The organism is Pedobacter sp. MC2016-05 (genome assembly GCF_026239735.1).
Lineage (GTDB): Bacteria > Bacteroidota > Bacteroidia > Sphingobacteriales > Sphingobacteriaceae > Pedobacter.
The window spans coordinates 287,339-299,816 of record NZ_JAPIVT010000003.1 but is presented as its reverse complement, the minus strand read 5'-3'; the positions used below and the strand labels follow the sequence as shown (position 1 = coordinate 299,816).

At 37.8% G+C, this 12,478-nt stretch carries 12 protein-coding genes; 5 read left to right on the top strand and 7 right to left on the bottom strand.

The window, feature by feature from the left end; genetic code table 11:
- Positions 1–6: 6 nt before the first annotated feature.
- Positions 7–366, top strand: a complete 360-nt coding sequence (locus tag OQZ33_RS06450; RefSeq protein WP_265798231.1) for a hypothetical protein — start codon at positions 7–9, stop codon at positions 364–366.
- A gap of 22 nt (positions 367–388) precedes the next feature.
- Positions 389–1,369 (top strand): acyl transferase, encoded by a 981-nt coding sequence (locus OQZ33_RS06445; protein ID WP_265798230.1) that lies wholly within the window; start codon positions 389–391, stop codon positions 1,367–1,369.
- Here OQZ33_RS06445 and OQZ33_RS06440 read toward each other — a convergent pair whose 3' ends face one another.
- The 4 genes from OQZ33_RS06440 to OQZ33_RS06425 all read right to left on the bottom strand — a co-directional run bounded on the left by OQZ33_RS06440 (position 1,370) and on the right by OQZ33_RS06425 (position 5,054).
- A complete protein-coding gene (locus OQZ33_RS06440; protein ID WP_265798229.1) occupies positions 1,370–1,825 on the bottom strand; it encodes an RES family NAD+ phosphorylase in 456 nt (151 codons plus the stop codon).
- Positions 1,825–2,304 (bottom strand): antitoxin Xre/MbcA/ParS toxin-binding domain-containing protein, encoded by a 480-nt coding sequence (locus tag OQZ33_RS06435; RefSeq protein WP_265798228.1) that lies wholly within the window; start codon positions 2,302–2,304, stop codon positions 1,825–1,827. The genes OQZ33_RS06440 and OQZ33_RS06435 overlap by 1 nt, the downstream gene beginning before the upstream one ends.
- A gap of 109 nt (positions 2,305–2,413) precedes the next feature.
- Complete coding sequence (gene tyrS, locus OQZ33_RS06430; RefSeq protein WP_265798227.1) at positions 2,414–3,700, bottom strand: tyrosine--tRNA ligase; 1,287 nt, start codon at positions 3,698–3,700, stop codon at positions 2,414–2,416.
- Between the two features lie 61 nt (positions 3,701–3,761).
- Entirely contained in the window at positions 3,762–5,054 is a 1,293-nt protein-coding gene (locus OQZ33_RS06425) for a patatin-like phospholipase family protein (protein WP_265798226.1), read from the bottom strand.
- A gap of 119 nt (positions 5,055–5,173) precedes the next feature.
- Here OQZ33_RS06425 and OQZ33_RS06420 point away from each other — a divergent pair, with 119 nt between their 5' ends.
- The 3 genes from OQZ33_RS06420 (at position 5,174) to dapA (ending at position 8,897) form a co-directional block, all read left to right on the top strand.
- Positions 5,174–5,854, top strand: coding sequence for a hypothetical protein (locus tag OQZ33_RS06420; RefSeq protein WP_265798224.1), 681 nt, complete (start codon positions 5,174–5,176; stop codon positions 5,852–5,854).
- Between the two features lie 54 nt (positions 5,855–5,908).
- Positions 5,909–7,921 carry an NAD-dependent DNA ligase LigA gene (gene ligA, locus OQZ33_RS06415; RefSeq protein WP_265798223.1) on the top strand — a complete coding sequence of 671 codons (2,013 nt, stop codon included), beginning with the start codon at positions 5,909–5,911 and terminating at the stop codon, positions 7,919–7,921.
- A gap of 88 nt (positions 7,922–8,009) precedes the next feature.
- On the top strand, positions 8,010–8,897 hold the full coding sequence (gene dapA, locus OQZ33_RS06410) for a 4-hydroxy-tetrahydrodipicolinate synthase (protein ID WP_265798222.1): 888 nt from the start codon (positions 8,010–8,012) through the stop codon (positions 8,895–8,897).
- A gap of 54 nt (positions 8,898–8,951) precedes the next feature.
- Here the strand turns inward: dapA and OQZ33_RS06405 are convergent, their stop codons facing one another.
- From OQZ33_RS06405 to ftsZ, 3 genes are all read right to left on the bottom strand, one after another.
- Positions 8,952–9,128, bottom strand: a complete 177-nt coding sequence (locus OQZ33_RS06405; RefSeq protein ID WP_056871440.1) for a hypothetical protein — start codon at positions 9,126–9,128, stop codon at positions 8,952–8,954.
- Positions 9,129–9,385: 257 nt separating this feature from the next.
- Entirely contained in the window at positions 9,386–10,627 is a 1,242-nt protein-coding gene (locus tag OQZ33_RS06400) for an aminotransferase class I/II-fold pyridoxal phosphate-dependent enzyme (protein WP_265798221.1), read from the bottom strand.
- 166 nt (positions 10,628–10,793) lie between these two features.
- A complete protein-coding gene (gene ftsZ / locus OQZ33_RS06395) occupies positions 10,794–12,413 on the bottom strand; it encodes a cell division protein FtsZ (protein ID WP_265798220.1) in 1,620 nt (539 codons plus the stop codon).
- Between the last annotated feature and the right edge of the window lie 65 nt (positions 12,414–12,478).

Sequence of the window (12,478 nt, the reverse complement as noted above, 5' to 3'; positions counted from 1 at the left end):
TTTAAAATGGTATTTATCGTTATCGTCATAATTTGTTTTTTACTTCAAATGATTGCGCCTTGGTGGGTAATTATTGTAGTTGCGTTTGCCACCTGTGGCATTATCGGTAAAACAGCTAAGATTGCCTTCTGGCAATCTTTCTTTGCCATTTTTTTACTGTGGATTGGCTATGCTTTATTTAAAAGTTTACCTAACGACAACGTTTTGGCGGGTCGCGTTGCAGTAATGACAGGAATTAAAATTTGGTGGGCGCTACTATTAGTTACCGGAATATTAAGCGGATTGGTTGCCGGCATCAGCGGTTTTTGTGGCTATCATTTTAGAATGGCCATGCTTGCTAAAAAAACTGACGAGAAGTTAGCATAATGCTTCGTACTTTTGCAGGGTGATGCTGCTTACTGAAGATATCTTTTCAATACACAATGATGATGAGTTTAGTGCTCATGCTTTGTCCGTTTTTAACCACCAGGTTACGCATTGTGAAATTTACAGGCAATACGTTCATCATTTAAAAGTTGATGTGGCGGAAGTAAAGCGCCTGGAAGAAATTCCCTTTCTTCCCATCAGCTTTTTTAAAACGCACAGTATTTTAAGCAGTCAACTTCCTGTTGAAATCACCTTTAGCAGTTCGGGCACCACTGGAATGATTCAAAGCAGTCATCACGTAACCAATGTAAAACTTTACGAGCAAAGCTATCTACAAGCTTTTGATCAATTTTACGGAAACATTCGCAATTATTGTTTTTTAGCCTTGCTTCCCTCCTACCAACAGCGGTCGGGCTCTTCTTTAATTTATATGGTTAACGATTTAATCGAAAAAAGCAATCATCTTGAAAGCGGTTATTTCCTTTATAATCATGATGATTTGTACCAAACTTTGCTTGCCCTTAAAACGAATAACCAACCAACTGTTTTAATTGGCGTAACCTATGCCCTACTTGATTTTATTGAAAATTTCGATATCGATTTCCCTGATTTAATTGTAATGGAAACCGGTGGAATGAAAGGAAAACGCAAAGAAATGGTTCGGGAAGAGTTGCATGCACAATTGACTCAAGGTTTTGGCGTATCCACCATCCATAGCGAATACGGAATGACGGAATTGCTCTCTCAGGCTTATTCTTTAGGTGATGGGGTTTTCAACTGCCCCAAGTGGATGAAAGTTTTGATTCGTGATACGAATGACCCATTATCGTTAGTAAAAAACGGAAAAACCGGTGGCATTAATGTAATCGATTTAGCAAATATAAATTCATGCTCTTTTATTGCTACGCAGGATTTAGGCAGAGTCAACAGCGATGGCAGTTTTGAAGTTTTAGGTAGGTTTGATAATGCCGATATTAGAGGTTGTAATTTGTTGGTGCAGTAACTAAGTTTTAAATCTTTTATCAAAAACGAAGTCTCTTCTGTTTACAAGATTAATTTTTTTACTATCTGGATGGTGAGGATTGATAATAAAATTAAATTCTTCCTCAAGTATAATGGATGGAACCTTCATCAACAGATAAATTCCATCGCGAACAAACTTATCGCCTATTTTTTTTAGTTCATCCGCTGTCTGAGGATCTCTCCAATCCTCAGGCAAATCAAAAATGCTGATGTCATATATTTTATCATCTGGTACATCAAATGTAGCAAGAACAAAAGGGCGGTCTACTTGCTCTGGACTTAAATGCACTAGTACTTCCATTACTGCCATGGCTCTGCTTTCCGCCAAATACACAACAGCTGTTCCTTTATTATTCCACCGGCCGCCGTATTGTTTAGCACCAGCGCCACTTAAATCTTCAATATATTTTGAAGATGAAATTCTATAGATTAACATTAACTAAATATCCCGTGCTCGATTCGGCCTAAAATGTCTGATACGATGGTGAAACCAATATGTGTATCTAAAAGATCAAAAGGAATTTCGCCACCTAATGCATAATTGGGAGATTTTATCCAACTGTTAAATGCTTTGGCACTACCTAAAACCTCAATGCCCCTTTCGTATAACCTTGCAAGTTCAATGGCCCGATCGGCATACTCCGTTTTAACCAATGTATCTGGCGTATACCGTTGTAAAGTTCTATCCGAAATGTGTAATACTGCTGCAATTTCTTCTATCGTTAAAGAAATCTGTTTTGCTAGAGCAGTTATTGATTTTTTGGCAATCCCTTTACGGGCGAGTTTAAGCAAATCATAATCAGAATAATTGGCGAAGGAATTACCCATCATGGCCACCATAGGTGTATGCATGACGTTTCCGTAAGCTATTATTCGCTCTTCAACAACTTTTGACTCTTCAACTTTCCTTTTCATAACCGACAATCTTACCCAAATATATGCATTTTGTCTGGTAATAAAAAAGCCTCAAAAAAAAGTCCTAGAATGATCTAAGACTTTTTGAAACAAAATATTTTACTGAATCTTATTCCGCGATCAGCAGGAAATAGTTTTTCTTACCTTTCTGAACAACGATGAATTGATCATTAATCAAATGATCGGCATTGAAGATCTGTGTTGCTTCACCAACCTTTTCTTTATTTACCGAAACACCGCCACCTTGAATCAACTTTTTGGTTTCTCCTTTTGAAGGAAATACGGAAGCTTTCTCAGCCAGTAATGTAGCAGCATCTATTCCATTAGCCAGTTCTGCTTTCGAAATTTTGAATTGAGGAATTCCCTCGAACATCTCTAATACTTGTCTTTCCGAAAGGGTTTTCAAAAATTCAAGAGATCCGTTTCCGAATAAAAATTCGGAAGTTTTGATTGCTGTTTCTAACGCTTCTACCGAGTGCGTTTTAACGGTGATGTCTTCAGCCAACGCTTTTTGCAAAATTCGCAAGTGCGGTGCTGTATCATGTTCAGCCTCTAAAGCTTCGATTTCGGTTTTGGTTTTTAGCGTAAATATTCTGATCCATTTTTTAACATCATCATCTGATGCATTTAACCAAAACTGATAAAATTTATATGGAGAAGTTTTTTCGGGATCTAACCAAACCGCACCACTTTCGGTTTTACCGAATTTTGTTCCGTCGGCTTTTTTAATTAATTGCGTAGTAATCGCATAAGCTGTTCCAGCATCTTTTCTTCTAATCAGTTCTGTTCCGGTAACAATATTTCCCCACTGGTCTGATCCACCCATTTGAACCAAACAGTTTTCGTTTTTCCATAAATGATAAAAATCGTATCCCTGAATCAACTGGTAGCAAAATTCGGTAAATGACAATCCAGAATCACCTTCTAAGCGTCTTTTTACGCTATCCTTTGCCATCATATAGTTAACGGTAATATGTTTACCAACGTCTCTAATGAAGGTGAAAAGATTCATATCCTTAAACCAATCGGCGTTGTTTACCATCACGGCACCATTGCCACCATCCTCAAAGGTTAAGAATTTAGCCAATTGCTTCTTCATCCCTTTCAGGTTGTGTTCAATCATCTCCGGTGTTTGCAAATTACGCTCATCAGATTTTCCTGATGGATCGCCCACCATTCCTGTAGCACCACCAACTAAAGCATAAGGCTTATGACCAGCTTTCTGGAAATGAATTAAAGTCATGATTTGAGTGAGATGGCCAACATGTAAAGAATCTGCAGTTGGGTCAAATCCGATATAACCAGAAGTCATACCTTCGTTTAACTTTTCTTCAGTATTCGGCATAATATCATGCAGCATGCCACGCCACCTTAATTCTTCAACAAAATTCGTCATTGTACAAACACGTTTATAATTGTGCGTGCAAAGATAAAATTTTAGCTTAGTTTAAAGCAAATTAGTTGGTAAGTGTAAACCAGCTTTTAAAATCAGCCTTGGCAGCGTTAAAATCAGCATGGCCAATTAAACAATTTAGCGCAATGTCGCTGCGAATAGCCTGGTTTGGAACGCCTGAATTGCCCAACCAATTCTCGCACAATTTAATGATTAAAGATACTTCCTTATCTTCAACAGCATCCATATCAGTGGCATTTAGCGCCACATATTCATCTTTGTTTATACCTACGGGCAAATCCCAATGTTTACCAGCTGTATCATTAACCATCATAGGGCGCAATACAGGATTCATTCTGATAAAATCTATAGGTTTTGCAGGCATCGATGAATTCAAAATCATGTAAGCTATAAAAGCTGCTGTATCAGGCGGATCGTTCAAAATACTGGTTCCCATTTTTTGGATATCCTTGATCAAACCAGGCGCTTCGTGTTTCGCTTTCAATTCATCGTAACGCACAGGAATTTCTTCATCGTATTGCAGTTGCGAAACCGATCCCGTACCTATTGAAAGAACTTGAATGTGCTCAATTTGATACTGCTCGCGGTTGCAAATGGCCTCAGTAACGGCTGCTAAAACTGGATTATTATTACCTGTTACGCCGCCATCCCAATAAAATTTGAGCTTATTATTTACTTTGAACGCCGCAGGTTCGTTAAAGTAATTAACGGGTGCCGTACTCGAAGCGTGAATGGCCTCAACCAAACTCACTAAACAATCTGAAGGCGTTTTGGCAGTAGCAGGCAAATTTTTAAGTTTCCGCTCTATTACCGATGTAGATGCCAAGCTATCGCAATCTGTTCGAAACATTTCTGCCCGGTTACGATAGTAATCGTATCCGATAATTAAAAACTGAGTTTTGATATCTCCGTTAACCGCAACATGTTGTGGAATGTGCATCAGATCAATTTGTGATATTTTTGGGAGAATATCTTTTAAGGCTTGATATTTTCGTTTTGTAGCATATTTTGCACCTATTTTGAAAATTCGAGCTACGCTGGAAAGCAAACTTTTTTCAAAAAAACTTAATCTGGAAAATACCTTACTCCTCAATTGTTCATCGCCAAAAATCTTTTCAATTTCTGATAAACGAAGGTTCTCGGCCATAGCGGCGGCAACGAGGCTCCCGCCACTATTGGCAGCCACCAAATCGAATTTTGACAATACCTCATGCCCTGTTGGATCAGGATTATTAAAAGTTTCTGCAAAGAGCTTTCTTAAACATTTTACTTGAATAAGCGCCCAGGATCCGCCTCCATCTAAAGAAAGAATCCTGTAAGTTTTGGGATGAGGCATGATGATCAATTATGGTAATTAAATTTATAAATAATTAACTTACAAAACAATACAGGTTCGAACCCGAACATTTACCCATTTCAGTTTTTAGGCAATAAAGAAAACATTAACTTGTGAGCATGAATTTCCTGTCCCACTACTACTTCGATAAATCAAATGATGATGCCAATGTGGTTTTGGGAACAGTATTGCCTGACTTAATAAAAAACGCTTCCAAAGAAGCCAATTTATACCCTCAAAAAAACGAATTCCTTTTCTTAGGAAATCCTGATGAAGAATCGCTATTAAGAGGCTGGAAAAGACATCTCGCAGTTGATTTACTTTTCCACTCTTCCAATTTTTTCTTGGAAAAAACTACTGAATTGAAGTTCCTTATAAAACCAATTGTCGAAGATACGCCTGTTCGACCCTCGTTTTTAGCACACATCGGGTTAGAACTGATACTTGATCACCTACTAATAGAACATAATCTCATTCAGGTAAATCATTTTTACGACAAATTATCGGCGGTGAAAAAGGAATCACTAGGAGATTTCCTTACGCATTGTGGCTTGAAAGATCAGTCGGTTTTTTTTAAATTCATGGAAGGTTTCATTAGTAGCAAGTACCTTTTAAGCTATCAAAAATTAGAAAACATCAGCTATGCGCTAAATAGAATTTGCATGCGTTTGTGGCCAGAAACTTTAAACGAAAAGCAATTGGCAGCGCTAACATTTCAATTGGGAATATTTAAGGAAACGCTGGAGAAAGATTTTATGAAAATTTTCGAGGAGATATCGGATCAATTATCCGGCAGTTAATTATTTTTCCAAACGAATCCTAAAGCAACTCATCCTTTTTTTATATTTGCTCTTATGTCGCTATTTGCAATTAAAGAAGAAATGGATGCGCTGGTTGCCGAGTTAAACCAGCATAATTACAATTATTATGTGCTGGCTATGCCAACCATTGGCGATTATGAGTTTGATAAAAAGCTTAAGCATCTTGCTGAATTAGAAAAGGCAAATCCTGATTTTGCTGATCCAAACTCTCCTACTCAACGCGTAGGTGGCGACATTACCAAAAACTTCATTACCGTAAATCATAAATACCCAATGTTATCGCTGGGTAATACTTATAATGAACAGGATCTTCGCGATTTTGACGAACGGATTCGAAAAGCAATCGGCGATAACTTTGAATACGTTTGCGAATTAAAGTTTGACGGATTATCAATCAGCCTCACTTATGAAAACGGAAAATTGCTAAGAGCAGTAACCCGTGGCGATGGAACCAAAGGTGATGACGTGACAAATAATGTTAAAACCATCCATACTATCCCGCATCAAATCAAAACTGAAAAAGCACCAGAGCATTTCGAAATTCGGGGAGAGATTTTTATGCATAAGGCCGCGTTTCTGCGTTTAAATGCTGCACGTGAAGAATTAGGAGAAATTCCTTACGCTAATCCACGCAACTTTGCTTCCGGAACGATAAAAATGCAAGACAGCAAGGAAGTTGCGAAGAGACCTCTAGATGGTTTCATCTATTTTCTATACACCGATAAAAACGAATTTAAAAATCATTGGGATAGCCTGCAGGAGGTTAAAAATTGGGGCTTTCATGTGTGCGAGCACAATCGCTTGGTCAAAAATATTGATGATGTCCTGGCATTCATTCACCATTGGGAAACCGAACGTTTTAAACTGAGTTACGATATTGATGGAATCGTGATTAAGGTAAACAGTTATGCCCAGCAACAAGAACTTGGTTTTACAGCTAAATCTCCGCGTTGGGCAATCTCCTATAAATATAAAGCTGCTGAAGTGGAAACCGTTTTAGAGAAGGTAACCTATCAGGTTGGTCGAACTGGCGCAGTAACGCCCGTAGCTAATTTAAAGCCTGTTTTATTGGCAGGAACGACTGTTAAAAGAGCTACTTTGCATAATGCAAACGAAATCGAAAGATTGGATTTACATGTGGGCGATACGGTTTACGTTGAAAAAGGCGGAGAAATCATTCCAAAAATAATAAAAGTGAATTTAGATAAAAGAGTTGAAGGCTCCAATCGTGTTCATTATCTACACAACTGCCCGGAATGCGAAACTGAACTGATTAGAAAAGAAGGAGAGGCGGTGCACTATTGTCCGAACGATGAAGGTTGCCCGCCACAAATCGTCGGAAAAATTCAACATTTTATTTCACGCAAAGCGATGAACATTGATGGCCTCGGTGATGAAACTATTGAAACTTTTTATAAACATGGCTTAGTCAATCACATTAGCGATCTTTATACTTTACATTTAAAATCAGATCAGTTAAAAAGCTTAGATCGGTTTGGCGAACGCTCCATTGAAAACATGCTTGCTGGAATCGAAAAATCAAAAGAAATGCCATTTGAGAAAGTGCTTTTCGGATTAGGTATTCGTTATGTGGGCGAAACGGTAGCAAAGAAACTAGCCGCTGGCGTAAAAAATATTGACAACTTATCTCGTGCTACAATGGACGAATTAATTGCCATAGATGAAATTGGGCAACGCATTGCCGAAAGCATTGTTGAATATTTCGCAAAAAAAGAGCATTTAGAGCAGGTTCAACTATTAAAAGTAGCGGGTTTGCGGTTCGAAATTGAAGAAAAGGTAATTGAACTGGCCAGTGATAAACTTATTGGAAAAACATTCGTAATTTCGGGCGTTTTTGAAAATTATGGCCGCGAAGAACTGAAAGATATTATTGAGGCAAATGGTGGAAAAATTTTGAGCGGAATATCAGGTAAATTAAATTATTTGGTAGCCGGTGATAATATGGGACCATCCAAGTTAGAGAAAGCAACCAAACTAAATATTCCCATCATCAGTGATGCAGAACTTTTAGAAATGATAAAATAAAATAAGAGCGTGATTGAATGAGTGAACGATAGAATGCTTAACACATTCATTTAATCTCTTATTCAAAATTCAATAATTATAAATTAAAATGAACAAATTTCAGGGTACTGGTGTGGCATTGGTTACACCTTTCAACACAGATGGATCTGTTGATTATGATGGTTTAAAAAACCTGATTAATCACTTGGTCGACGGAGGGATAGATTACCTCGTTTCTTTAGGTACAACCGGCGAAACCGCTACGATGACCAAGGAGGAAAAGAAGAAGGTGTGGGCCTATACTGCTGAAATAAACAACAATAGATTACCATTAGTTGCTGGCATTGGTGGAAATAATACCTTGGCAGTTGCAGAAGATATCAAATCCTTTGATGCAACCGGCTATAGTGCCATTTTATCTGTAAGTCCTTACTACAACAAACCAACTCAGGAAGGGATTTATCAACACTATAAATATTTAGCCGAGGTTTCAGCTTTGGATTTAATTCTATACAACGTTCCAGGAAGAACGATGAGTAACATGACTCCGGAAACGACTTGCAGATTGGCGCATGATTTCAAAAATATCATTGCAACTAAAGAAGCTTCGGGGAGTTTTGACCAATTTAATCAAATTATGAGGGATAAACCAGAAGATTTTCTATTAATTTCTGGTGATGATCCTATTACCCTGCCCATGATTGCTTTAGGTGCATCGGGAATTATTTCTGTAATTGCAAATGCTTTACCACGACAGTTTTCTGATATAGTGAGAAAATGTTTAGCCGGCGATTTTAAAGGCGCTACTCCTGCACACTTAAGTTTGGTAGAATTTACCCGTCTAGCTTTCGCAGAAGGAAACCCAGCGGGAATAAAAGCTGCACTTAAACATTTGGGTTTTTGTGATGATACAGTAAGGTTACCATTGATTAAAGTGTCTTCAACACTAGAACAATCCATTATCAAAGAGATTGAAAAATTAGGTCAATTTGCTTAAAAAACAAAAGAAGTCAAGTTCAAAAAACTTGACTTCTTTAAATATCTATATCGCTTAAGCTTTATTTTTAGTGTCCTGAACCTCCAAACGGATCGCCTGAGCTAAGTTTTTCAAATCCTGCATGCCTTTACGAATTCTTGTTCCTGCGGCACTGTTTCCTTTGTTATAAAATTTGTCTGCATCAGCTTCTAAAGCTGCAACCAGACTTTTTACTTCTTCAAATTTTTTCATTTTTTAGTACTCCTACAATTTTAAAGGTTTGATTTTTAATTATATAACTCGAATTTAATAGGTTTGTTGTAGAAACAAAAATTTTTAACTGAATAAAAATCGCCGTTAATGCCGTTTTTTTCCACACTGAAACGTTTTATGAACATCAGTAATTATAAATTAAAAAGCAACAAGCTCACTTACAGTATATTAAGAAAACTCACTCACAAAAAAGCCCTTTAAACTAGTTTAAAGGGCTTTTAAAATATAATTATCGATTAAGCTATTGCAAACTGATTCTCTTTATAATAGCCATTTTCAAGCTTTTCAGCAACCTCGCTAAAAGCATCTAAGGTACGTTGAACATCTTCTAATGTGTGTACAGCTGTTGGAATTAGGCGAAGCTCGATCATTCCTTTCGGAATTACCGGATAAACAACAATCGAACAGAAAATGCTGTAGTTCTGGCGTAAATCGAACGTGATTGCTGTAGCATCAGTAAGCTCTCCTTTTAAGAAAACTGGCGTTACCACAGAATCAGTTACACCTAAATCGAAGCCTCTTTCACGTAGTCCTTTTTGTAAAGTCATCGCAATTTCCCACAACTTATCTTTAAGTTCTGGTTTGCTCTTTAACAATTCCAAACGTTTTAATAATCCTTTAACCATTGGCATTGGCAACGCCTTAGCAAAAGTTTGTGAACGCATATTATATCTTAAAAAGTTGGTAATCTCCTCAGTAGACGCTACGAAAGCGCCAATACCAGCCATCGATTTCGCAAAGGTTCCGAAGTAAACATCAATACCTTCGATACAATCCTGAGCTTCGTGCGTACCTGCACCTGTTTTACCCATCGTACCAAAACCGTGAGCGTCATCAACCAAAATACGGAAATCAAACTCTTTCTTTAGATCAACAATCTCTTTTAGTTTACCTTGCGCTCCACTCATACCAAAAACACCTTCGGTGATCAATAAAATACCTCCGCCAGATTCTTTGGTTAATTTCGTAGCACGCTCTAATTGTTTTTTCGCACTTGTAATATCATTGTGTTGGTACACGAAACGTTTACCCATGTGTAAACGAAGACCATCTATAATACAAGCATGAGATTCGCCGTCATACACAATCACATCATTTCTATCCACCAAAGTATCGATGATAGAAACCATCCCCTGATAACCATAATTCAATAAAAATGCATCAGGTTTGCCCACAAATGCTGCAAGTTCCTGCTCCAATTGTTCGTGGTATTTGGAGTTTCCACTCATCATACGGGCACCCATCGGGTAAGCCATACCAAATTCTGCAGCTGCATCAGCATCTGCTTTTCTAACTTCTGGGTGGTTGGCTAAACCTAAATAATTGTTTAAGCTCCAAACCAAATGCTCTTTTCCTTTGAATTGCATGTGAGGTGCAATTTCTCCCTCTAATTTTGGAAACGAGAAATACCCATGAGACCATTTTTGGTGTTGACCAAGCGGGCCCATGTGCTTTGCTATCTTTTCAAATATATCCAATGTATTATGTGTTTTTGATAATAAAAATTTTGCGAATTTACGGTTTATTTGGCTTAAAATCAATCAGATTAATCTTCCGCTTGTCAATAAGATTTCTAACACTCGAAATTTATGCCAAAAAAGCCCCGATAGTAAATCGAGGCTTTAAAATTATATTTGGTTTGATTTAATCAACATTATCGTGTAAGAAAGAATTGTTTGGTCTAATCTCTGTACCACCATCTTGATCGTTACTTAAAGTGAAACGACTTACCTGCGATTCAGAAGAATGTTGAACTTGCTGTAACTGCATTTGTTTGCGTTTGTAAGCAGGTTCATTTTCTAATTCTTGCAAGCCGTTTGTAGTGCGCAATTTCATGCTTAAATCTTTCAGACGTAAGATACGTTCTTTAGATTTTTTCAACTGCTCTTCCATTGATTCATCATTTTTGTCATCATCCAAACCCGCAACAGACATTTCCACTTCTGGCTCCCGAGCAGGTTGTACCGCTGGTGTTTCGAACACGAAATTGGTTTCTGCCAATTTCACTTCAAACTCGAAACCAGTTTCCTGTGGTTCTTCTACCTGAGGCTCTTCTTCAATTAAAGTATGACGAACAACATTATTTTCAGGCTCCTGAACTTTTTGAGGTTCAGCTTTCGCAAACATTCCACCGAAAAGATCAGCTTGTGAAACTTCCTCTTTAGCTTTCAAAACCGGCTCGTAACTTGGAGCAGCTTTTGGCTGAATAAAAGAATTTATCGGCTCAACTGGGCGAACTAGTGGCGCTTCTTCAGGAGTTAATAAAGAAATCTTCTTTTTGTTTTTCTCTTCATGAACACGCTCTTCAGATGTTTGGAAGCCAGTAGCGATAATAGTTACCGATAATTTCTCTCCTAATGATTCATCTGTACAGTTCCCCCAAATTAAATCAGCAGATAAACCTGCTTTTTCCTGAATGTAATCAGTAATGATGGAAACTTCATCCATTGTTACTTCCTGAACACCAGAACTGATGTTCAATAGAATATATCGGGCACCTTCAATTTCGTTATCTTTTAATAGTGGAGATGCTAAAGCACCCTCAACTGCTTGTAAAGCACGATCTTCACCGTCAGCTGCATGACTTCCCATAATGGCGACACCACTTTCTTTCATTACAGTACGCACATCCTTAAAGTCCACGTTTATATAACCTGGAACCGTGATGATCTCTGCAATACCTTTTGCTGCTGTTGTTAAAATATCATCGGCCTGACCAAATGCAGAACCTAACGTTAAATTCCCGAAGATCTCACGCAATCTATCATTAGAGATCACCAAATAAGAATCTACATATTTTTTCAATTCTTCCATGCCCTCATCAGCCTGAAGCTTACGTCTTTTTCCTTCAAAAGAGAATGGCGTGGTAATAATGGCAACTGTTAAAATATCAAGTTCTTTAGCAGCTTTGGCAATAATGGGAGATGCACCAGTTCCGGTACCACCACCCATTCCAGCAGTAATAAACAACATTTTGGTTGTACTACCCAACATGGCTTTAATATCATCGATATTTTCTATCGCAGAGTTTTTGCCAACCTCCGGAATAGAACCAGCACCCATCCCTTCAGTTAAACTAGCGCCTAATTGTACCTTGTTAGGTATCGGACTAGATTCCAAAGCTTGGGCATCTGTATTACAAATAATAAAGTCTACACCAGTAATACCCGACAGGTACATATGGTTAACTGCGTTGCCGCCACCGCCCCCAACACCAATTACTTTGATGATTGATGACTTATCTTTTAACATTTCGAACTGCATATCTTTATGAATCAGTTGTTTAAAAAGTTTTAAATTCTGTTCATTACTCAACGTAATATTAACAC

Coding starts and splice junctions, on each gene's coding strand:
- ftsZ (WP_265798220.1), bottom strand. CDS start 12,413: ATGCAGTTCGAAATGTTAAAAGATAAGTCATCAATCATCAAAGTAATT.
- OQZ33_RS06450 (WP_265798231.1), top strand. CDS start 7: ATGGTATTTATCGTTATCGTCATAATTTGTTTTTTACTTCAAATGATT.
- tyrS (WP_265798227.1), bottom strand. CDS start 3,700: ATGACGAATTTTGTTGAAGAATTAAGGTGGCGTGGCATGCTGCATGAT.
- OQZ33_RS06420 (WP_265798224.1), top strand. CDS start 5,174: ATGAATTTCCTGTCCCACTACTACTTCGATAAATCAAATGATGATGCC.
- OQZ33_RS06425 (WP_265798226.1), bottom strand. CDS start 5,054: ATGCCTCATCCCAAAACTTACAGGATTCTTTCTTTAGATGGAGGCGGA.
- ligA (WP_265798223.1), top strand. CDS start 5,909: ATGTCGCTATTTGCAATTAAAGAAGAAATGGATGCGCTGGTTGCCGAG.
- OQZ33_RS06440 (WP_265798229.1), bottom strand. CDS start 1,825: ATGTTAATCTATAGAATTTCATCTTCAAAATATATTGAAGATTTAAGT.
- OQZ33_RS06435 (WP_265798228.1), bottom strand. CDS start 2,304: ATGAAAAGGAAAGTTGAAGAGTCAAAAGTTGTTGAAGAGCGAATAATA.
- dapA (WP_265798222.1), top strand. CDS start 8,010: ATGAACAAATTTCAGGGTACTGGTGTGGCATTGGTTACACCTTTCAAC.
- OQZ33_RS06445 (WP_265798230.1), top strand. CDS start 389: ATGCTGCTTACTGAAGATATCTTTTCAATACACAATGATGATGAGTTT.
- OQZ33_RS06405 (WP_056871440.1), bottom strand. CDS start 9,128: ATGAAAAAATTTGAAGAAGTAAAAAGTCTGGTTGCAGCTTTAGAAGCT.